The organism is Plantibacter sp. Leaf314 (assembly GCF_001423185.1).
In the GTDB taxonomy this organism is placed as follows: Bacteria; Actinomycetota; Actinomycetes; order Actinomycetales; family Microbacteriaceae; genus Plantibacter.
Genome location: NZ_LMOB01000001.1, coordinates 245,120 through 266,508 on the forward strand (window position 1 = coordinate 245,120; position 21,389 = coordinate 266,508).

Below are 21,389 nucleotides of genomic sequence, written 5' to 3' on the forward strand. Positions count from 1 at the left end.
CCATGGTTTCTGCGCACGAGGCGCTTCGGTACTCACTGCTCGGCATGATGCGTCCGACGCTTGTCGTCCGCCTGAAAGCCTAGAGGGAGATGGGCTGGTCCGTGGGACGGACCGGGGAGGGAAGCTGGGTGGCACCCTCGAGGTACTCGTCGACCGCCGCTGCGGCCGCACGGCCCTCGGCGATCGCCCACACGATGAGCGACTGACCGCGACCGGCGTCGCCGGCCACGAACACACCGGGCTGGTTCGTCTGGTAGTCCTGCTCCCTGGCCACGTTGCCGCGGCCCGTGAACGGGAGCTGGAACTGCGACTCGAGCGCAGCCTCCTCCGGGCCGGTGAAGCCGAGGGCGAGCAGCACGAGGTCCGCGGGGATCTCCCGTTCGGTCCCGCTCTTCGGGACACGGCGGCCGTCGATGAACTCCGTCTCCGCGACACGGATGGCTCGCACCTCTCCGGCGTCGTTGGCGAGGAACTCGACGGTGGACACCAGGAACTCGCGGTCACCACCCTCCTCGTGCGCGCTCGCGACCTCGAACAGGGTGGGCATCATGGGCCACGGCTGGTGCTCGGGTCGCTCCCCCGCCGGCTGGGTGCCGATCGCCAGGTTCGTGACGGACGCGGCGCCCTGACGGTGAGCGGTGCCGATGCAGTCGGCGCCGGTGTCGCCGCCGCCGAGGACGACGACGTGCTTGTCCTCCGCCGTGATCTGGTCCGACACCGTGTCGCCGGCACCGACCCGGTTCGCCTGGACGAGGTACTCCATCGCGAAGTGCACGCCCGACAGGTCGCGACCCGGGATCGGGAGGTCGCGCGGCACCATCGCGCCGGTGGCGATGACGACGGCGTCGTACCGGGCGCGGAGCTCGTCCCAGGTGATGTCGACACCGATGTTCACGCCGGCCCGGAAGCGCGTCCCCTCGTCCTGCATCTGCTTCAGCCGGATGTCGAGGTGCTTCTTCTCCATCTTGAAGTCCGGGATGCCGTACCGGAGCAGACCGCCGATGCGGTCGTCGCGCTCGTAGACGGCCACGGTGTGGCCGGCACGCGTGAGCTGCTGGGCTGCTGCGAGACCGGCAGGTCCCGACCCGACGACGGCGACCGTCTTCCCGGTCAACCGCTCCGGCGGGTGCGATTCGACCCAACCGTTCGCGAACGCCTGGTCGATGATGGACACCTCGACCTGCTTGATGGTGACCGCGGGCTGGTTGATCCCCAGAACGCACGAACTCTCACACGGAGCCGGGCACAGACGACCCGTGAACTCGGGGAAGTTGTTGGTGGCGTGTAGGCGCTCGATGGCCGAACGCCCCTCGCCACGCCACATCAGATCGTTCCACTCGGGGATGAGGTTGCCGAGCGGGCAGCCCTGGTGACAGAACGGGATGCCGCAGTCCATGCAGCGCCCGGCCTGCTTCCGCACGGTCGCCGGATCGCTCTGCTCGTACACCTCTTTCCAGTCCATGATGCGGACCGGCACAGGCCGACGTTTCGGGAGCTCCCGCTCCGGTACCTTCAGGAATCCCTTGGGATCAGCCACCGGTCACCTCCAAGATTCGGTTCCAAACGATGTCGCCGTCGGGGTCGAGCCCCTCGTCGAGCGCGGTCTGTCGTGTCGCCAGGACCGCCGCGTAGTCGCGCGGCAGGACCTTGACGAATCTGGTGACCGTGTCCTCGAAGTCCGCGAGCAGGCGGCCGGCGAGCGGCGACCCCGTCTCGAGGACGTGCCGTTCGAGGAGGTCGTGGACGATCTCGACGTCAGCGCTGTCGAGCTCCGACAGGGTCAGCTCACCGGAGGCGAGCGAGTCGCGGTTCACCTGGTCGCGCTGCAGGTCGAACACGTAGGCGGTCCCGCCCGACATGCCGGCGCCGAGGTTCCTGCCGGTCTGCCCGAGGATGAGCGCCAGCCCACCGGTCATGTACTCCAGGGCGTGGTCGCCGACGCCCTCGACGACCGCCGTGGCACCGGAGTTGCGCACCAGGAAGCGTTCGCCGACGATCCCGCCGAGGAACATCGTGCCCTGGGTCGCGCCGTAGCCGATGACGTTGCCGGCGATGACGTTGTCCTCGGGGAGGAACGCGGCGCTCTCGGGCGGTCTGACGACGATCTGCCCGCCGGACAGGCCCTTGCCGACGTAGTCGTTCGAATCGCCGACCAGGCGCAGCGCGATGCCGCCCGGGAGGAACGCGCCGAACGACTGCCCGGCCGAGCCGCGCAGGGTGACGTCGATGCTGCCGGCCGGAAGGCCGTTCTCGCCGTGACGGCGGGTGACCTCGTGGCCCAGCATGGTGCCGACGGCGCGCTCGGTGTTGCGGATGGGCAGGTCCACGGAGAAGTGACCACCGTGCTCCAACACCTCCGCGGCCGCAGTGATGAGCTGCTGGTCGAAGTGCTTGTCGAGTTCGTGCTCCTGAGCCCGACGGTTGATCCGCGGTTCGTCGTCGGCGAAGACCGGGCCGACGAGGACGGGCGACAGGTCGAGACCGGACGCCTTCCAATGATCGATCGCGCGGTCGGCGTCGATCAGCTCGTTGTGGCCGATGGCCTCCTCGAGCGTGCGGAATCCGAGCTCGGCGAGATACTCGCGCACTTCTTGAGCGATGAACTCGAAGAAGTTGACGACGAACTCCGGCTTGCCGGTGAACCGCTGACGGAGCACGGGGTTCTGGGTCGCGACGCCGACGGGGCAGGTGTCGAGGTGGCAGACGCGCATCATGACACAACCGGAGACGACGAGCGGTGCGGTCGCGAACCCGAACTCCTCCGCGCCGAGCAGCGCACCGATGACGACGTCACGGCCGGTCTTCATCTGACCGTCCACCTGCACGACGACGCGGTCGCGCATGTTGTTGAGCATCAGGGTCTGCTGGGTCTCGGCGAGGCCCAGCTCCCACGGCGTACCGGCGTGCTTCAACGAGTTCAACGGGCTCGCGCCGGTGCCGCCGTCGTGGCCCGAGACGAGGATCACGTCGGAGAGCGCCTTCGCGACGCCCGCCGCGACCGCACCGATGCCGGACTGGCTGACCAGCTTCGTGTGGATCCGGGCCTTCGGGTTCGCACGTTTCAGATCGAAGATCAGCTGTTTGAGGTCCTCGATGGAGTAGATGTCATGGTGCGGTGGCGGCGAGATCAAGCCGACACCGGCCGTCGCGTGCCGGGTCCGGGCCACCCACGGGTAGACCTTCGTCGGGGGCAGCTGCCCACCCTCGCCGGGCTTCGCGCCCTGGGCGAGTTTGATCTGGATGTCGTCGGCGTGGGTCAGGTACATGCTCGTCACGCCGAACCGGCCGGACGCGACCTGCTTGATCGCACTGCGTCGCGTCGGGTCCAGCAGACGATCGACGTCCTCGCCGCCCTCGCCCGTGTTGGACTTCGCGCCGATGCTGTTCATCGCGATCGCCAGGGTCTCGTGGGCCTCTCGCGAGATCGAGCCGTAGCTCATCGCCCCGGTCGAGAACCGCTTGACGATCGAGGAGACCGACTCCACCTCGTCCAGCGGGACCGGCGGACGGGCGCCCGCGCGGAGCGTGAACATCCCTCGCAGCGTCATGAGCTGTGCCGCCTGTGAGTCGACCATGTGCGTGTACTCACGGAAGATGTCGTACCGGCGGGTCTTCGTGGCGTGCTGGAGCTTGAAGACGGTCTCGGGGTTGAAGAGGTGTGGTGAGCCGTCGCGCCGCCACTGGTACTCGCCACCGGACTGCAGGCGTTCGTGCGCGGTCGACGCGGCGTCCTCCGGGTAGGCGTAGCGGTGACGCTTCGCGTTCTCCTCGGCGATGACCTCGATGCCGACGCCGCCGAGCTTCGTCTCGGTGCCGGTGAAGTAGGTCTCGACGAGCTGCTCACTCAGGCCGACCGCTTCGAACGCCTGCGCACCCGCGTAGGAGGAGACGGTCGAGATGCCCATCTTGGACATGATCTTCAGGACGCCCTTGCCGAGCGCCTTGATGACGTTCTTCACGGCCTGTTCGCGCGTGACGCCCTGGATGAGACCGCTGCGGACGAGATCCTCGCAGCTCTCCATCGCCAGGTACGGGTTGATCGCCGACGCGCCGTACCCGATCAGCAGGGCGACATGGTGGACCTCGCGGACGTCGCCGGCTTCGACGACGAGCCCGACCTTCATCCGGTTCTCGGCGCGGATGAGATGGTGGTGGACGGCGGCCAGCGACAGCAGCGACGGGATCGGGGCGAGATCCGAGTTCGAGTCACGATCGCTGAGGACGATGAACTCCGAGCCTGCGAGGATCGCCTCGTCGACCTCGGCACACATCTCGCGGAGCCTGGACTCGAGGCCCGCGGCTCCGTCCTCGACCCGGTACAGCGCCCGCACCGTGGCCGTCAGCGGGCTCCCCGGGGTCGGGTCGATGTGTTGGATCTTCGCCAGCTCGTCGTTGTCGATGACCGGGAAGTCGAGCACGACCTGCTTCGCATGCTCCGGACCCCAGGACAGCAGGTTCCGCTCCGGTCCGAGGCCGAGCTTCAGGGAGGTGACGACCTCCTCGCGGATGGAGTCGAGCGGCGGGTTCGTCACCTGTGCGAACTGCTGCACGAAGTAGTCGAACAGGAGCCGTGGCCGATCCGAGAGCACGGCGATCGGCGTGTCGGAGCCCATCGCCCCGAGCGGCTCCGCGCCGTTCTGGCCCATCGGCTGGAGGAGGATGCGCACCTCCTCCTCCGTGTACCCGAAGGTCCGCTGGCGGCGGGTCACCGAAGCGGGCGTGTGCACGATGTGCTCGCGCTCGGGGAGGTCGCTGAGGTTGATCCGGCCCTGCTCGAGCCACTCGCCCCAGGGGGCGGAGGCCGACAGCTCGTCCTTGATCTCGTCGTCCTCGATGATGCGTCCTGCCACGGTGTCGACGAGGAACATCTTGCCCGGACGCAGACGGCCCTTGCGCTTCACCCGGCTCGGCTCGATGTCGAGCACGCCGATCTCGCTGCCGAGGACGACGAGCCCGTCGGTGGTCTCCAGCCAGCGTCCCGGGCGCAGCCCGTTGCGGTCGAGGGTGGCGCCCACGAGCGAGCCGTCGGTGAAGGTGAGGGCGGCCGGACCGTCCCACGGTTCCATCTGCATGGAGTTGAACTCGTAGAAGTCTCGACGCTGCTGCGAGAGACCGGTCTGCTTCTCCCAGGCCTCGGGCACCATCATCATCATCGCGTGCGGCAGCGACCGGCCCGTCAGCGTTAGCAGCTCGAGCACCTCGTCGAAGGACGCGGAGTCACTCGCACCGGGCGTGATGATGGGGAGCAGCGGCCGGACGTCGCCGATGAGTTCGGACTCGAGCTGGGACTGACGGGCGCGCATCCAGTTGCGGTTGCCCTCCACCGTGTTGATCTCGCCGTTGTGCGCCATCATCCGCAGGGGCTGGGCGAGCGGCCACGACGGGAACGTGTTGGTCGAGTACCGGGAGTGCACGATGGCGAGCTTGGTCGCGAACCGTTCGTCGGAGAGATCCGGGTAGAAGGGTTCGAGCTGCAGGGTGGTGACCATGCCCTTGTAGACGAGGGTCCGGCTCGACAGGGAGATGAAGTACGCGCCGAGTTCGCGCTCCGCGCGCTTCCGCAGACGGAAGGCGAGGCGGTCGAGGGCGATGCCGGACGGCTTCGAGGGGTCCGACCCGGTGACGAACAGCTGCTCGAAGGCGGGCATGGCGGCGCGCGCGAGCTTGCCCAGCTCGTCGGGGTCGACGGGGACCTCGCGCCAACCGAGCACGGTGAGCTGCTCATCGGCGGCGATCGCCGCGATCTGGGACTGGAGGAGCGCTCGTGCCGAGTCGTCCGTGGGGAGGAAGGCGATCCCGACCGCGTACTCGCCGAGCGGCGGGAGTTCGAACCCGGCGACGCCGCGCAGGAATTCATCGGGCATCTGGGTGAGGATGCCCGCGCCGTCGCCGGTGCCGGCGTCGGAACCGATCGCACCTCGGTGCTCCAGGTTCCGGAGCGAGCCGAGTGCGGCGTCGATGATGCTGTGCGAGGCGTCGCCCGTCAGGGTCGCCACCATCGCCAGACCGCAGGCGTCCTTCTCGTTCGCCGGGTCGTACATGCCCTGCTTGGGCGGGACTGCGCTGAACGAAGCGTACGGTGCATGCGCCATGGGATTACCGTCCTCACGAATGGGGGATCAGAAGCGGGACGTCACTGGCCCTGGAACGAAACGGTTGGCGGACCCCGTGCGTCGTCGGGATCCACCCGGCCTGAGAGAGGGTATGCCTGGCCTAGGAGGGTGAGCCGGTCTTGCTTGTGGCGACCGTGTCCTTGGACGTCGGAGCGGACGATGCAGTGCTCCGTGGACGACCGGCATCATCGCCGGTCGCGGCACTGCGCAGCCCCAGGTTCTCCGCGTCGGTGTCGTAGTAGTCTACCGCAGCCTTCGGATCGTTCCAGGCGCGACCGGCGACATAGGCCGACGGCTCCGTGCCGGTGTGACGGCGCGACTGGATGACGATGATCGCGATACCCACGACGATCGCGAGGATGGCGGCCCACACGTTGGCGCGGATGCCGAACAGGTACTCGCTCGGGTCGATCCGGATGGTCTCCCAGACGGTGCGGCCGGCGCCGTACCAGATGAGGTACACGCCGAAGAGCCGACCCCACTGCGGGTTGAAGCGGTGACCGATCCACAGGATGACGGCGACACCGAGGAGGTTCCAGATGATCTCGTACAGGAACGTCGGGTGGAACAGGGTGCCGGCCGGCAGACCGATCGGGAACGCCGGGTTGCTGGCTTCGATCTCCAGGCCCCACGGCAGGTCGGTCGGCAGACCGTACAGCTCGTGGTTGAAGTAGTTGCCGAGGCGCCCGAAGGCCTGTGCGAGCAGCAGCCCTGGCGCCAGCGCGTCGGCGAAGGTCCAGAAGCGGATGCCCGTCATCCGGCAGCCGATGTAGGCGCCGACGGCTCCTCCGAGGAGCGAACCGAAGATCGCGATGCCGCCCTCCCAGATGTAGAGCGTCCGCAGGAGGTCGGCGCCCGGGTAGAAGTAGTCCCCGGGGTGCGTCAGGACGTGGAAGATCCGCGCTCCGATGATGCCGAGCGGAATGGCCCACAGGATGATGTCGAGCACGATACCCGGCTCGGCTCCGCGCTTGGTCAGGCGACGGGAGGTCAGGATGGTCGCGACGACGATCCCGGCGATGATGCACAGCGCGTACATGTGCACCGTGAACGGACCGACGCTGAACGACGCGATGTCCGGGTTCGGGCTCGGGATGCTGAGGGGTGCAATCACTGCAGTGGTCGCCTTTCGTTACGAACTCTGATCGAGTGTACGGCCTTCGGCATCGCGGACGTGCTGAGGCTACCCTCAGCGCGCCCGTCGACGGAACGCCGCGACGGGTCCGGGCGTGCGGCTCAGCGGCTGGTGCCGGCCGCGAGCGACCGGACGACCTCGGTGACGGCGGGGACGCCGCCGTCGGCGAGGGCCTTGACGAACACGGACCCGACGATCGCGCCGTCGGCGTACTCGAGGACGGATCGCACCTGCTCGGCCGTCGAGATGCCGATACCCACGCAGGCGTGCTCGGCGCCGGCTGCGCGGAGGCGTCCGACGAGCGTCTTGGCGGCGGCGTCGAGATCCTGCCGCGCTCCCGTGATACCCATCGTCGAGACGGTGTAGACGAAGCCCTTCGAGTGCTCGGTCACGAGCGAGAGGCGCTCGTCACTCGACGTCGGGGCCGCGAGGAAGACGCGGTCGAGCCCGAGGCGGTCGCTGACGTCCAGCCACTCCGCGGCGGCGTCCGGGGTGATGTCCGGCGTGATCAGGCCGGCTCCCCCCGCCGCAGCGAGGTCTGAGGCGAAACGCTCGACGCCGTACTGCGTCACCGGGTTCCAGTAGGTCATGACGAGGACCGGGACGTCGACCGCGGCGCGGATCGCACTGACCGCCGTGAAGACGTCGCGCAGTCTGAAGCCTCCGGCCAGCGCCGTCATGGTGGCGGCTTGGATGACGGCACCGTCCATGACCGGATCGGAGTAGGGCACACCCAGCTCGAGGACGTCGACGCCGTTCTGCGCCAGCGCGATGGCGGCATCGATGCTCGTCTGGAGATCGGGGAACCCGACCGGCAGGTACCCGATGAGTGCGCCGGCGCGTTCGGTCGCTGCGGCGTCGATGGCCGTCGAGACGGCCGACGTCACGGCGGGGTCCGCCTGCTGAGCGGTCATGCGTTGCGCCCGGCTTCGTCGAGGAGCCCGAAGTAGGCACCGGCGGTCTCGACGTCCTTGTCGCCACGTCCTGACAGGTTGACCAGGATGGTCGCGTCGGGACCCAGCTCCTTGCCGAGCACGATGGCACCCGCGAGGGCGTGCGCCGACTCGATGGCCGGGATGATCCCCTCGGTCCGGCTCAGGAGCCGGAACGCCTCCATCGCCTCCGCGTCGGTGGCGGGGACGTACGTCGCGCGTCCGGTGTCGGCGAGCCAGGCGTGCTCCGGGCCGACGCCCGGGTAGTCGAGCCCGGCGGAGATGGAGTGCGACTCGACCGTCTGGCCGTCGTCGTCCTGGAGGACGAACGTCCGGGCACCGTGGAGGACGCCGGGACGTCCGCGTCCGATGGACGCGGCGTGTCGAGGGGTGTCGACGCCGTCGCCGGCCGCCTCGACGCCGTAGAGGGCGACGTCCGCGTCGTCGAGGAAGGCGTGGAAGATGCCGATGGCGTTCGAGCCGCCGCCGACACAGGCGACGACCGCGTCGGGGAGGGACCCGTTCAGTTCGAGGAGCTGGGCGCGAGCCTCCTCGCCGATGATCTTCTGGAAGTCGCGCACCATGACGGGGAAGGGGTGTGGTCCCGCAGCGGTGCCGAAGAGGTAGTTGGTCGTCTCGACCGAGGCGACCCAGTCGCGGTACGCCTCGTTGATCGCGTCCTTGAGCGTGCGCGAGCCGGAGGTGACCGGGATGACGGTGGCGCCGAGGAGGCGCATGCGTGCGACGTTGAGCGCCTGCCGTTCGGTGTCGACCTCGCCCATGTAGATCGTGCAGTCGAGACCGAACAGGGCGGCGGCGGTCGCCGTGGCGACCCCGTGCTGACCTGCCCCGGTCTCGGCGATCACGCGCGTCTTGCCGATGCGCTTCGTCAGCAGCGCCTGGCCGAGCACGTTGTTGATCTTGTGGGACCCGGTGTGATTGAGGTCCTCGCGCTTGAGGAAGATGCGCGCTCCGCCGGCGGAGGCTGCGAACCGCGGGACCTCGGTGATGATCGACGGTCGGCCGGCGTAGTCGCGCAGCAGCGTGGTGAGCTCGGCCTGGAAGGTCTCATCGACCTTCGCGGCCTCGTAGGCGGCCGCCAGCTCGTCGACCGCGGCGATGAGCGCCTCCGGCATGTAGCGTCCGCCGAAGTCGCCGAAGAACGGGCCGGCTTCGTCTCGCAGGTGGGTGGGCTCGGTGTTCGCGGGCGTGGGGGGTGACAGGGTCATTCGGATGCTCCCAGGAACTGTTCGAGGGTGGCGACGGGGTCGCCGGTGACGAGTGCTTCGCCGACCAGGACGACGTCCGCGCCGTCACGTCGGTAGGCTGCGACGTCCGACGCGCCGAGCACGGCGGACTCGGCGATCTTGATCGCGTCGGCGGGGAACCGGTCCGTCAGCGAGCCGAAGAGGTTGCGATCGAGTTCGAAGGTGCTGAGGTTCCGCGCGTTGACGCCGATGAGCCGGGCGCCGATGTCGCTCGCCCGAGCGAGCTCGTCAGCCGAGTGGGTCTCGACCAATGGCGTCATGCCGAGCTGGACGACGAGCTCGTGCAGCGACAGCAGGGTGGGCTGGTCGAGCCCGGCGACGATGAGCAGGACGAGGTCTGCGCCCGCGGCCCGGGCCTCGAAGACCTGATAGGGCAGCGAGATGAAGTCCTTGCGCAACACCGGGATCCGGATCGACGCACGGACGGCTTCGAGGTCGCCCAGCGAACCGCCGAACTTCCGCCCCTCCGTGAGGACACTGACCGCACTGGCGCCGCCCTGCTCGTAGAGCGAGGCGAGGAGCGCCGGATCGGGGATGTCGGCCAAGGCGCCTCGAGAGGGGCTCGACCGCTTGACCTCGGCGATGATCTTCACGCTCTCGGCAGGAGCGAGCGCGGCCAACGCATCGATCGCCGGAGGGGCGTCGACCGCCAGAGCCTCGACGGCTGCAGCCGGACGGCCCGCGAGGCGCCCGAGGGCGTCCTCCTTCGCGCCGGCCATCAGGTCGGCGAGCATGTTCAGTGCTCTTTCGCCAGGGTCTTGGAGCCGCCGACGCCGTACCCGGCCTTGGCGAGGACGCCACCGGTGATCCAACCGAGGAGCAGCACACCGGCCGAGATCCAGACGAGCAGCGGCATGTCGAGCCAGAAGAAGACCGTACCGGCGGCGAACGCGACCAACATGATGATCACGGCGGTCCAGGCGGCGGGCGAGTGTCCGTGGCCGGGGTCCGAGGGGTCGGTGCTCATGGTTCTCCTTCTGTGCGGGTGCGGTTTCCAGTGTACCGGCAAGTCATGGACGGTTCCGTGCGTGGGCCACGAGTTCCCAGGTGGCCTGAGCCCCGGCCTCGACTCACCGGGTGGGGTCGTCGCCGCGGCTGAGGTCGTCCCAGGCGCCGACCGGATCGGCGCTCGGGGCCGACTCGACCTGCGTGAAGCGCACGGCCTGGTACTTGCGCGACGGGCCGGGCCACATCCGGTGCGTGACCGCGGTGGCTAGGCCGGCGAGACCGAGGACGATTCCGAGGACCAGCGCGACGGCCGGCCACGCGGTGAGCGACGTCGCGGCGACGAGGTCGACGGTCGACTGGTTGCCGGCGACGCCCGTCGCCTCCGTCACGGCCGCTGCGCCGGCGGTCGCGGGAGCGGTGAGGACGGTGATCGCCGAGATCGCGACGCACACGCCGATCACTGCCTCGAGCACACCGAGGATGATGCGGAAGACCGGCCCGGCGATCGCCAGGGCGGCGACGAGCGCCAGACCGGCCAGCGCGAGGGCCGAGAGGGCTGGGGCCGCGACGGACCCCACCACGTCGAGGGCACCGGAGTGCGGTCCGACGCCGACGAGGCTGATCGAGAGCCAGGACTGCGTCCACGCGGCGAGGATGAGGGCGTTCGCCAGGACCGCGGTGACGAGGAGCAGCGTCTTCACACGGCGCTGTCGGCTGCGGAGGGCCCGCGCCTCGAGGTCGTCGGCCGGGGACGCTTCAGGCGCGGACGATGCTGTCTCATTGGTCTCGGTCATGCTCGAACTCGATTCATGGTGTCGACGATGGCGCGGCGACGACGTCGAGGCTCCGGGCGTCGAAGCAGCTGCGGGTGCCCGTGTGGCACGCGGCTCCGAGCTGGTCGACCTCCACCAACAGGGTATCGCCGTCGCAGTCGTAGGAGACCCCTCGCACGAACTGTGCGTGCCCGGAGGTGTCGCCCTTCCGCCAGTACTCTTGGCGGGATCGCGACCAGTAGGTGACGCGTCCCTCGGTCATCGTGCGACGAACGGCTTCGGCGTCCATCCAGCCGAGCATGAGGACCTCCCGGGAGTCCCACTGCTGGACCACGGCAGGGATCAGCCCCTGCGCGTCGAAGGTGAGTTGCCGGATCGCGGTCTCCGGGTCGGCTCCGGCGGGGACGGTGATGTCGGCGCTCATGCTCGGACCGTCCAACCCGCATCGGCGAGCTCCTGCTTGACCTGTCCGATCGTCAGCTCCCCGTTGTGGAAGACGCTGGCTGCGAGGACGGCGTCAGCGCCGGCTGCGATCGCCGGCGGGAAGTCGGCGAGCTTGCCCGCCCCACCGGACGCGATCACCGGTACGCGGCTCACCTCGCGCATGGCGCGGATGAGCTCGGTGTCGAAGCCGGCCTTGGTGCCGTCGGCGTCGATCGAGTTCACCAGCAACTCCCCCGCGCCGCGTTCGATGGCCTCGGTCGCCCAGGCGAGCGCGTCGAGTCCGGTCTCGCGACGACCGCCGTGCGTCGTGACGATCCATCCCGACGCGCTGTCGGCGTGCCGCTTGACGTCCAGCGAGAGCACCAGCACCTGTGCACCGAACCGGTCGGCGATCTCTCCGAGGAGCTCGGGCCGCGCGATCGCCGCGCTGTTCACCCCGACCTTGTCGGCTCCGCTCGCGAGGAGCCGTGACACGTCGTGCGTGGTCCGGACGCCACCGCCCACGGTCAGCGGGATGAAGACCTGCTCCGCAGTGCGGCTGACGAGGTCGTAGGTGGTCTCGCGTTCGGCGACGGTCGCGGTGACGTCGAGGAAGGTGAGTTCGTCGGCACCCTGCTCGGCGTACCGCTTGGCGAGCTCGACGGGATCGCCGGCATCGCGCAGATCGAGGAAGTTGACCCCCTTCACGACGCGGCCGTCGGCGACGTCGAGGCAGGGGATGACTCGGGTGGCGAGTGACACGATGGCCTCCGCGGGGCGACTGGAGCGGTCTGGGATGGGTTCGGTGCTCAGAGTCGAGCCGCGTGGATCGCCGTGACGAGGATCGCGCGCGCGCCGAGCTCGTAGAGGCGGTCCATGACGTCGTTCGCCTCGCCGCGCGGGATCATGACCCGGACGGCCACCCACTCGGGGTCGCGCAGCGGCGAGATCGTCGGCGACTCGATGCCACCGGCGACCGCGGTGGCCTGCTCCAGGAGTCGGACCGGGAGGTCGTAGTCGACGAGCACGTACTGCCGCGCGACGAGGACTCCCTGCAGACGACGGATGAGGGTGGCCGTGCTGGGCTTCGTCTCGGGAGAGGCGATGAGGACGGCTGTGGAGTCGAGGATGACGGGGCCGAAGATGCCGAGGCCGGCCTTCCTGAGGGTCGTACCGGTGGAGACCACGTCGGCGACCGCGTCGGCGACCCCGAGCTGAACGGCGGATTCGACCGCGCCGTCGAGGTGGACGAGCGTCGCGTCGACACCGGCCTCGCGCAGGAAGTTCCCGACCAGGCCGGGGTAGCTCGTGGCGACGGTCTTCCCGGCGAGGTCGGAGAGTTCCGCGAACTCCCCTGCCGGACCAGCGAAGCGGAAGGTGGAACCCCCGAAGCCGAGTTCGGCGAGTTCGGTCGCAGCGGAGTGCGAGTCGAGCAGGAGGTCGCGGCCCGTGATGCCGATATCGAGCGCACCCGAACCGACGTACGTCGCGATGTCCCGCGGACGCAGGTAGAAGAACTCGACGTCGTTCCGCGCGTCGACGACGTGCAGCTCCTTGGTGTCGCGGCGGGTGGCGTACCCGGCCTCCTGGAGCATCTCGACGGCGGTCTCGGACAGCGAGCCCTTGTTGGGCACGGCGACTCTCAGCATGGGGATCTCATCTCGTGGCGTGGTGGCGTGCGGGGTGCGCGGACCCATGGCGTCGGGGTCCGTCCTCGACGGTTCCCGGAGACGGTTGTGCTCCGGCGGACTCGTCCGGCCTACAGATGTCGGTAGACGTCGGCGGGGGTGAGGCCCTTCGCCACCATCATCACCTGCACGTGGTAGATCAGCTGGGAGATCTCCTCGGCCGTCTCGGTGTCGCTCTGGTACTCGGCCGCCATCCAGACCTCGGCCGCCTCTTCGACGATCTTCTTCCCGATGCCGTGCACGCCGGTGTCGAGTTCGCGGACCGTGCCGGACCCCTCAGGCCGGGACTCGGCCTTCTGGCGCAGCTCGTCGAACAGCTCGTCGAAGGTTTTCACGTGCTCCAGGGTACCGGTTCCGGGCGGGGGTGCGCGCCGCCGGGGTGGACGGAGCGGGTCGCGGGCTCAGTGGCTGTGCGTCGACGCCTCGGCGGCGGCCCGCAGCAGCGCGATGTTCGCTGCCGGGTCGGACCCGCCGTAGACCGCAGACCCCGCGACGAAGGTGTCCGCACCGGCTTCCGCGGCGATCCCGATCGTGTCCGCGGAGATCCCACCGTCGACCTGCAGCCAGACGTCGAGACCGGTCCGCGCGACCTCGGCGGAGAGCGCGCGCAGTTTGGGCATGGTCTCCGGCATGAACGACTGCCCGCCGAAGCCCGGTTCGACCGTCATGACGAGCACCTGGTCGAACTCCGGCAGCAGCTCGAGGTACGGCTCGATGGACGTGCCCGGCTTCACGGCGATCCCGGCGCGCGCTCCGATGGAGCGCAGGCGCCTGGCCAGGGCGATGGGGTCGGTGGCCGCCTCGGCGTGGAACGTCACCGAGTAGGCGCCGAGCTCGGCGTAGCCGGGAGCCCAGCGGTCGGCGTCCGAGATCATGAGGTGGACGTCGAGCGGGATCGGCGAGACGTCCTGGATCCGTCCGACCATCTGCGTGCCGAAGGTGAGGTTCGGGACGAAGTGGTTGTCCATGACGTCGACATGGACGAGGTCGGCGGTGGCGATCCGCTCCAGATCGGTCTGGAGGTTCACGAAGTCGGCGGACAGGATGCTCGGGTTGATACGCACGGACATGTGATCGAGCCTAGCGATCGACAGTGGGTTCGGCCGCCGCCGCGGGCTTCCGCAGCAGCGCGATGAACATGGCGTCGGTCCCCTGCCGGTGCGGCCAGAGCTGCACGGCGCCACCGGGGGCGGCTGCGTCGAGCGGTTCCACCGTGACCCGGTTGAGGATCTCGGCCGTGTCGAGCCGTTCCATCGTGGGGTGGGCGCGGAGGGCGCTCTCCACGATGAGGGCGGTCTCGGCGACGTGCGGCGAGCACGTCACGTACGCGACGATGCCACCGGGGGCGAGCGCCAGGATCGCGGCGTCGAGGAGCGACGATTGGAGACGGGTCAGGTCGGCGACGTCCTTCGGGGTCTTCCGCCAGCGCGCCTCCGGTCGTCGACGCAACGCACCGAGGCCCGTGCAGGGGGCGTCGAGGAGGATGCGGTCGTACCCCTCCGGACGTGAGGCCGCGAGCGTCGCACCGTCGGCGGTCGACACCTCCACCTCGAGCGGGACACCGGCGAGTGCGCGCTCGACGAGGCGTGCCCGAGCGGGGACGAGTTCGTTCGCGTCGAGGTGTGCTCCCCCGGCCAGGGCCTCGGCGGCCAAGAGCGCCGCTTTCCCGCCGGGTCCTGCGCAGAGGTCGAGCCAGCGTTCGCCGGCCGTGACCGGCTCAGCCCGGGTGAGGGCGAGTGCTGCGAGCTGCGAGCCTTCGTCCTGCACCCGGAGACGACCGCCGCCGGTGCCGACGAGCTGGACCGGGTCTCCGCCGGAGCTCCGGAACCCGTAGGGCGAGAACCGGTTGGGCTCGGCGTCCGCCGGCCGTTCGGCGATGCCCGGCAGCGCGACGAGGTTGACCTGCGGCGCGAGGTTGTCGGCGTCGAGGGCGGCTTCGAGTTCGTCGCCGTGGCCCTGGAGGTCCAGGGACTGGCGGATCGCCCGGACGACCCACGAGGGGTGGGCGGTCGCGATGGCGAGGCGATCGGTGTCGTTCGTGGCCTCGTCGAGGAGGAGACGTTCCCACTCGGCGGGTTCGGTCCGCGAGATGGTGCGGAGCACACCGTTGGTGAACCCGGCGGCCGAGCGCGACCCGGCCGAGCGTGCGAGTTCGACCGACTCGTTCACCGCGGCGTGGCCGGCGACACGCATGGAGAGGAGCTGATGCGCGCCGAGCCGGAGGACGTCGAGGATCGCGTCGTCGATCTCCGTGACCGGTCGCTTCGCGACGAGCGCGATCACCCGGTCGTAGTAGCCACGACGACGGAGCGTCCCGTAGGTCAGCTCGGTGGCGAGTCCGGCGTCGGCCGGATTCAGCTTCGCCTCCGCGAGACGGTGCGGGAGCAGGAGGTTCGCGTACGCGTCGGAGGTGCTGACCGCGTGGATGACGTCGAAGGCGACCCGGCGGGCGGGCTGCACGGTCGACGAGTCGCGCGGCCGGGTCGGACGCTGCCGACCCCGTCGTGGCTCCTCGCTCTGCGGACGTCGGTCGCGGCGTGGTCTGCCGTCGGGTTGCTGAGCGCTCATGCGGTCACCAGCCGATCCGTGCCGTTGGCGGCACCCCTCCACCAGTCGGCGGCCGGCATGGCGGTCCGTCCGGCCGGCTGTACCTGGAGCAGCTGGAGTGGGGTGTCGAGGGTCCCCACGAGGATCAGACCGTCGAACTCGACGATCGTGCCGGGAGCCGGCGGGTCGATCGGGAGGTCGGGGGCCGGGGCGGCGGCGTGCACCTTCAACCGTGCGTCGTCGACGAGGGTGTACGCACCGGGCTCCGGCGTGACCCCTCGGATGTGCGACCACACCTCGGAACCGGGGCGGTCCCACTGGATGCGGCCGGCGAGGCCGTCGAGCTTCGGCGCGAGCGTGGGCTGTCCTTCCTGTGGGACGGCGACGGCGGTGCCAGAGGCGATCGCGGCGACGACGTCCACCGTCAGCGGTGCCCCGAGGTCCGCGAGGCGGTCGAGGAGGCGCCCTGCGGTCTCCCCCGAGCCGATGGGCGTCTCGATCGTCGCGAAGACGTCGCCGGCATCGAGCGCCGGCACGAGCCGGAAGACCGATGCCCCGGTGACCTGGTCCCCGGCCATCACGGATCGTTGGACGGGCGCCGCTCCGCGCCAGGCCGGCAGGAGGGAGAAGTGCAGATTGATCCACCCGTGCTCGGGCGCCGACAGGAGCGGTTCACGCACGAGCCCGCCGTACGCGACGATGACACCGAGGTCAGGACGCAGGGCCGAGATCTGCGCGGTCGCCTCGTCGTCGAGCTTGGCGGCGCGGACGACGTCGAGACCGAGGCGCTCGGCGGCCGCGGCGACGGGTGACGGTGTGAGGACGCGTTTGCGACCGATCGGCGCGTCGGGACGGGTCACCACGGCGGCGATCTCGTGCCCGGCTTCGACGAGTGCCTCGAGGGTCGGAACGGCGACGGCCGGGGTGCCGGCGAAGACGAGCCTCACGCGGTTCGGCATTCGTGGTCGGGGTGGATCATGACAGCATCTCCGGATCGTCGAATCGTACTCTGAGTGTAGGCGGGGCCTTCGGCGCCCGCCTGCCGGGAGTCGGTCGTCGGCGCTTCGCCGCTTGGGCGACGACGGTCGCGCGCAACTGCTCGGCGACCGCACGGGCGTGCCCGTAGTCGACGCGGAGGATCGCGACGGTCTCCCCCGCGTCGTCGACGGTGGGGCCGAGGACGCGGCTCCGGTACTCCGGCGGCAGGCCGGCGAGGGCGGCCTCGACCGCCTCGCGGGTGCCGGTGAGGGTCGCACTCCTGACCGCCGGTGGGAAGCCGAGCTCGCGGCGTTCGGCGAGTTCTTCGCTCGCGAACCGTGGCTGCTGCCAGAGGGCGAGGGCGTTCGCGACCGGCGCTTCGACGCCGATGAGCAGCACCGGAGCGCGCGGCGCCGCCAGCGCGGCGGCGTTCGACCACCATCGGAGGCAGTCCTCGGCCACGCGGAGCGACTCGCGTGCGAGCATGCGGTCGGCGTCGACCAGGAGCACGGCGGCGTACCCGCCGTCCGCGATCGGCTCGGCACCCCGCGTCGCGATCACCAGGGCCGGTTCCGACCCCACCTCGAGCTTCGGTGCATCGCCGTCGGACACCACGACCCGGTATCGGGGGAAGGCGCGACCGAGTTCCTCGGCGGTCCGACCCGTCCCTGCCGCCGTGACGCGGAACGCGGTGTCGTGGCACGTCTCGCACGACCACCCGGTTGCGAGGTGACCACACCAACGGCAGGAAGGCTGTGACCGCGCCGTCGCCAGGTGGAGTGGACCGTGACACACCGAGCAGTGCGCCCTCGTCCCGCAACGGCGGCAGGCGAGATGCGGCGCGTACCCGGGACGTGCCACCTGAACGAGCACCGGACCGTGGTGCAATGCCTCGTCGACGGCCCGCCACGCGCTCGACGGGATGCGTGCCTGGCTCGTCATGGCGTCGTCGCCACTCGCTCGGGACACGACCACCCGCGGACGGACGGGGGGTGTCGGCGACACCTCGCGCAACCACCCGAGCTCGACCAGACGCTGCGTCTCGGTACTCCGCGAATGGGCGGCGAAGACGAGCGCGGCGCCGCTCATCTCCTGCCTCGTCAGGGCGACGTCGCGGGCGTGGACGTACGGGGCGAGCTGCTCCTGATGGAGTGGATCCCCGTCGTCCCACAGGGCGATGAGTCCGAGGTCGTGCGCGGGCGCGTACACGGCCGAACGGTTGCCCACCACGATCCGGGGCACGGGGTGCAGGCCGTCCAGGTAGGAGCGGTACCGCGCCGCGGGGGTCTGCTTCGCATCGGCCCGCGCGACCGCGGACCCGGCCCCGAGGTCCTCCAGGGCGGCCAGGAGGTGCTCGACGTCGCGATAGTCGGGCACGGCGAGGATCGTGCTGCGCCCTGCGGCGAGTTGGTTCACCGCGAGGGCTGCGAAGGTGAAGGACCAGTCGGGCAGCGATGTGCCCGTGGACGTGGCCGTCAACGCCGGGATCGCCGTGACCGCGTACCGCTCGCCAGGCTCGACCCGGTCGAGTGTGCCGGGAGCGAAACCTGGGACGGTGCGTCGCTCCACGACGGCGGGTTCCGGCGGCGTGGTCGCGGCCCAGGTCTTCTCCACCCGGACCTGCCTCGGTGGGATCGCGAGGCGCAGGACGTCCATCGCGCTGCCGGCGCTGCGATCGGCGACGCGACGCGCCAGCGTCCACAAGGCCGGGGTCAGCACCGGCACCGACGACACGACCGACTGCACCGGACTGAGCGTCCCACTGAACTCGCTCGAGTCCGTGAGGTCGACGATGAACCCGTTCGCCGATCTCCCTGCCGACCGGAACGGAACCGTCACCCGGGCACCGAGCACCGCGTCGTCGGCGAGCTCGGCGGGCACGGCGTAGTCGAACAGGTGGTCGAGCTGCGGCAACGGCGAGTCGAGCACCACCCTGGCGACCCTCGCGCCTGCCACGACTAGAGCCCGGCTGCTGACCGCAACGCCTCCACCCGGTCGAGACGCTCCCAGGTGAAGTCGGGGAGCTCGCGGCCGAAGTGCCCGTAGGCGGCGGTGGCGGCGTAGATGGGCCGGATGAGGTCGAGGTCGGCGATGATCGCGGCGGGCCGGAGGTCGAAGACGTCCCGGATGGCACGCGTGATGTCGGCTTCGGGCATATGCGCCGTCCCGAACGTCTCGACGTAGAGTCCGACCGGCGCCGCCTTGCCGATGGCGTAGGCGACCTGCACCTCGAGTCGCTCGGCGAATCCGGCGGCCACGGCGTTCTTCGCGACCCATCGCATGGCGTACGCGGCCGAACGGTCGACCTTCGACGGGTCCTTGCCGCTGAACGCTCCCCCGCCATGACGCGCGGCACCACCATAGGTGTCGATGATGATCTTGCGTCCGGTGAGGCCGGCGTCGCCCATGGGGCCGCCGACGACGAAGATACCGGTCGGGTTGATCAGGTGAGTGACGTTCGAGCTGTCGAGTTCGACCGTCGCGAGGACCGGCTCGATGACGTGGCGCTGGACGTCGCGGCGCAGCTGTTCGGTCGAGACGCCGGGGTTGTGCTGCGTGGAGACCACCACCGTCTCGACGGTCTTCGGCAGGAAGCCGTCGTACCCGATGGTGACCTGGGTCTTGCCGTCCGGACGCAGGTAGTCGAGCTGGCCCGACTTGCGGACCTCGGCGAGTCGCTCCGCGAGCCGGTGCGCGATCCAGCTGGGCAGCGGCATGTACTGCGGCGTCTCGGTCGTCGCGAACCCGAACATGATGCCCTGGTCGCCGGCGCCCTGGAGGTCGTAGGCGTCCACGCTGGACTGCTCGCGGGACTCGAAGGCGTGATCGACTCCTGCGGCGATGTCGGCGGACTGGGAGCCGATCGACACGCTGACCCCGCAGGAGTCCCCGTCGAAGCCGATGTCCGACGAGGTGTATCCGATGGAGCGGATGCGCTCGCGGACGATCGTCGGGATGTCGACGTAGCCGCTCGTGGAGACCTCGCCGGCGACGTGGACGAGGCCGGTGGTGACGAGTGTCTCGACGGCGACTCGGCTGCGCGGATCCACCTCGAGGAGTGCGTCGAGGATGCTGTCCGAGATCTGGTCGCAGATTTTGTCGGGGTGGCCCTCGGTCACGGATTCGGAGGTGAACAGGCGCAGCTCGGTCATGCGGTCTCCCGTCGGAAGTGGTGGAGCGGAGGTGGAGGGGCGGCCGTCGCAGAGGTCGAGGCCAGAGCCTTCATCACTCTAGCCCAGGCCTCCGACGTGGCATCCGTCCGTGACGCGAGACGTCGTCGGCGGTACGCCTGCCCGGACACGACGAATCCGCCGGTCGTCTGGCGCCCGGCGGATTCGTCGTGGTGAGGGTGCTACTCGGCGATCGGCTTGATCTGGAGCTTGTCCTCGTTGATCTCGTGCATCGCGATGGAGAGCGGCTTGTCCTCGACGGACGAGTCGACCAGCGGCCCGACGTTGTCGAACAGGCTGCCCTCGTGGAGGTCGGCGTAGTAGTCGTTGATCTGGCGCGCGCGCTTGGACGCGAAGATCACGAGCGCGTACTTGGACTCGACCTTGGTGAGCAGGGAGTCGATGGGCGGATCGATGATGCCCTTGAGCTTGTCAGCCATGCAGGTTCACACTCCTCGTGTGGTTGTGTTCGGGGAAGATCTGATCGATGCGGGGTGCGCGTCGGACGTCAATCCCCGTGAATCTTCATCAAGTCTACGACCTCTTGGGCCGCACGGGCCACGTCGTCGTTCACGACACGGTGGTCGAACTCGTCCGCAGCGGCCAGTTCGACCTTCGCGGTGCGCAGTCTACGCTCCCGTTCCTCCTCGTCCTCGGTGCCTCGCCCGACGAGCCGACGGACGAGTTCGTCCCAGCTCGGAGGCAGGAGGAAGACGAGGGTCGCCTCCGGCATCGCCGCTCTGACCTGCCTGGCACCCTGGATGTCGATCTCCAGGAGCGCGCTGTCTCCGGCGGCGAGGGCACGCTCGATCGGCTCGCGCGGCGTGCCGTACCGGTAGGCGTTGTGCACCGTCGCGTACTCGAGGAGCCGGTCGCCGGCGATGAGCCCGTCGAACTCGTCGTCGTCCACGAAGTAGTAGTTGACCTCGTGTTGTTCGCCCGGGCGCGGCTTCCGCGTCGTGGCGGAGACGGAGAGGTGCACCTCCGGGTAGTGGTCGCGGATGTAGGCCGCGACGGTCCCCTTACCGACGGCCGTCGGGCCGGCGAGCACCACGAGTCGGCTGCGGGCCGTGCCCGGGTACCGTTCCGCGATGAACGCGCGGAGGCGTTCCCGCTGCAGTCGGCCGAGTCCGCCGAGACGTTTGACGGAGGAGATGCCGAGCGATTCGAGGATGCGCCCGAGCTTCGTGACTCCGACGCTCGGGATGCTGAGGAGGTACTCGGTGACGCGGACGCCTCCTTCGATGCCGTCGGGATCCGCCGTCGCGGCGTCGAGGACCTCGAGCGGCGTGCGCGCGCCCGAGGCGATGGAGGCCTTGACGGTGGCACGGGCACGTCGCTTGCGGACGGCCTCCCGGGAGGCCGCTGCCCGGTCGACCTCCGGCATGCTCCTCGCGCGCTGGTCCGGTTCCTG

At 69.8% G+C, this 21,389-nt stretch carries 19 protein-coding genes; all 19 read right to left on the minus strand.

Going from position 1 to position 21,389, the window contains the following annotated elements:
* Positions 1-79 precede the first annotated feature (79 nt).
* The 19 genes from ASF68_RS01160 to gmk all read right to left on the minus strand — a co-directional run bounded on the left by ASF68_RS01160 (position 80) and on the right by gmk (position 21,362).
* Positions 80-1,537, minus strand: a complete 1,458-nt coding sequence (locus ASF68_RS01160) for a glutamate synthase subunit beta (protein WP_056005718.1) — start codon at positions 1,535-1,537, stop codon at positions 80-82.
* Positions 1,530-6,092 (minus strand): glutamate synthase large subunit, encoded by a 4,563-nt coding sequence (gltB, locus tag ASF68_RS01165; RefSeq protein WP_056005721.1) that lies wholly within the window; start codon positions 6,090-6,092, stop codon positions 1,530-1,532. Before gltB ends, ASF68_RS01160 begins: the two co-directional genes overlap by 8 nt.
* 121 nt (positions 6,093-6,213) lie before the next feature.
* Positions 6,214-7,227, minus strand: a complete 1,014-nt coding sequence (gene lgt / locus ASF68_RS01170; protein WP_056005724.1) for a prolipoprotein diacylglyceryl transferase — start codon at positions 7,225-7,227, stop codon at positions 6,214-6,216.
* Positions 7,228-7,349: 122 nt separating this feature from the next.
* The gene (gene trpA, locus ASF68_RS01175; RefSeq protein ID WP_157580134.1) at positions 7,350-8,162 is read right to left on the minus strand and encodes a tryptophan synthase subunit alpha; all 813 of its coding nucleotides are present in this window, start codon (positions 8,160-8,162) and stop codon (positions 7,350-7,352) included.
* Positions 8,159-9,409 (minus strand): tryptophan synthase subunit beta, encoded by a 1,251-nt coding sequence (gene trpB, locus ASF68_RS01180; protein WP_056005726.1) that lies wholly within the window; start codon positions 9,407-9,409, stop codon positions 8,159-8,161. The genes trpA and trpB overlap by 4 nt, the downstream gene beginning before the upstream one ends.
* Complete coding sequence (gene trpC / locus ASF68_RS01185; protein ID WP_056005729.1) at positions 9,406-10,182, minus strand: indole-3-glycerol phosphate synthase TrpC; 777 nt, start codon at positions 10,180-10,182, stop codon at positions 9,406-9,408. The genes trpB and trpC overlap by 4 nt, the downstream gene beginning before the upstream one ends.
* 2 nt (positions 10,183-10,184) lie before the next feature.
* Complete coding sequence (locus ASF68_RS01190) at positions 10,185-10,415, minus strand: DUF6704 family protein (RefSeq protein WP_056005731.1); 231 nt, start codon at positions 10,413-10,415, stop codon at positions 10,185-10,187.
* Between the two features lie 103 nt (positions 10,416-10,518).
* Entirely contained in the window at positions 10,519-11,190 is a 672-nt protein-coding gene (locus tag ASF68_RS01195) for a Trp biosynthesis-associated membrane protein (RefSeq protein WP_056005734.1), read from the minus strand.
* A gap of 13 nt (positions 11,191-11,203) precedes the next feature.
* A complete protein-coding gene (gene hisI / locus ASF68_RS01200) occupies positions 11,204-11,593 on the minus strand; it encodes a phosphoribosyl-AMP cyclohydrolase (RefSeq protein ID WP_056005736.1) in 390 nt (129 codons plus the stop codon).
* A complete protein-coding gene (hisF, locus tag ASF68_RS01205; protein WP_056005739.1) occupies positions 11,590-12,354 on the minus strand; it encodes an imidazole glycerol phosphate synthase subunit HisF in 765 nt (254 codons plus the stop codon). The genes hisI and hisF overlap by 4 nt, the downstream gene beginning before the upstream one ends.
* Before the next feature lie 47 nt (positions 12,355-12,401).
* Positions 12,402-13,241: an ATP phosphoribosyltransferase gene (gene hisG, locus ASF68_RS01210; RefSeq protein ID WP_056005741.1), complete on the minus strand. Its 840-nt coding sequence runs from the start codon at positions 13,239-13,241 to the stop codon at positions 12,402-12,404.
* 110 nt (positions 13,242-13,351) lie between these two features.
* On the minus strand, positions 13,352-13,615 hold the full coding sequence (locus tag ASF68_RS01215) for a phosphoribosyl-ATP diphosphatase (protein ID WP_056005744.1): 264 nt from the start codon (positions 13,613-13,615) through the stop codon (positions 13,352-13,354).
* A gap of 66 nt (positions 13,616-13,681) precedes the next feature.
* Positions 13,682-14,350, minus strand: coding sequence for a ribulose-phosphate 3-epimerase (gene rpe, locus ASF68_RS01220; RefSeq protein ID WP_056005747.1), 669 nt, complete (start codon positions 14,348-14,350; stop codon positions 13,682-13,684).
* 10 nt (positions 14,351-14,360) lie between these two features.
* Entirely contained in the window at positions 14,361-15,848 is a 1,488-nt protein-coding gene (locus ASF68_RS01225) for an RsmB/NOP family class I SAM-dependent RNA methyltransferase (protein WP_082498427.1), read from the minus strand.
* Entirely contained in the window at positions 15,845-16,774 is a 930-nt protein-coding gene (gene fmt / locus ASF68_RS01230; protein ID WP_056011164.1) for a methionyl-tRNA formyltransferase, read from the minus strand. Before fmt ends, ASF68_RS01225 begins: the two co-directional genes overlap by 4 nt.
* A gap of 28 nt (positions 16,775-16,802) precedes the next feature.
* On the minus strand, positions 16,803-18,761 hold the full coding sequence (locus ASF68_RS01235; RefSeq protein WP_056005750.1) for a hypothetical protein: 1,959 nt from the start codon (positions 18,759-18,761) through the stop codon (positions 16,803-16,805).
* A 2-nt stretch (positions 18,762-18,763) separates the two neighbouring features.
* On the minus strand, positions 18,764-19,957 hold the full coding sequence (metK, locus tag ASF68_RS01240) for a methionine adenosyltransferase (protein ID WP_056005753.1): 1,194 nt from the start codon (positions 19,955-19,957) through the stop codon (positions 18,764-18,766).
* Between the two features lie 200 nt (positions 19,958-20,157).
* The gene (gene rpoZ / locus ASF68_RS01245) at positions 20,158-20,415 is read right to left on the minus strand and encodes a DNA-directed RNA polymerase subunit omega (RefSeq protein ID WP_056005756.1); all 258 of its coding nucleotides are present in this window, start codon (positions 20,413-20,415) and stop codon (positions 20,158-20,160) included.
* Between the two features lie 68 nt (positions 20,416-20,483).
* The gene (gene gmk / locus ASF68_RS01250; protein ID WP_056005759.1) at positions 20,484-21,362 is read right to left on the minus strand and encodes a guanylate kinase; all 879 of its coding nucleotides are present in this window, start codon (positions 21,360-21,362) and stop codon (positions 20,484-20,486) included.
* Positions 21,363-21,389: the final 27 nt, after the last annotated feature.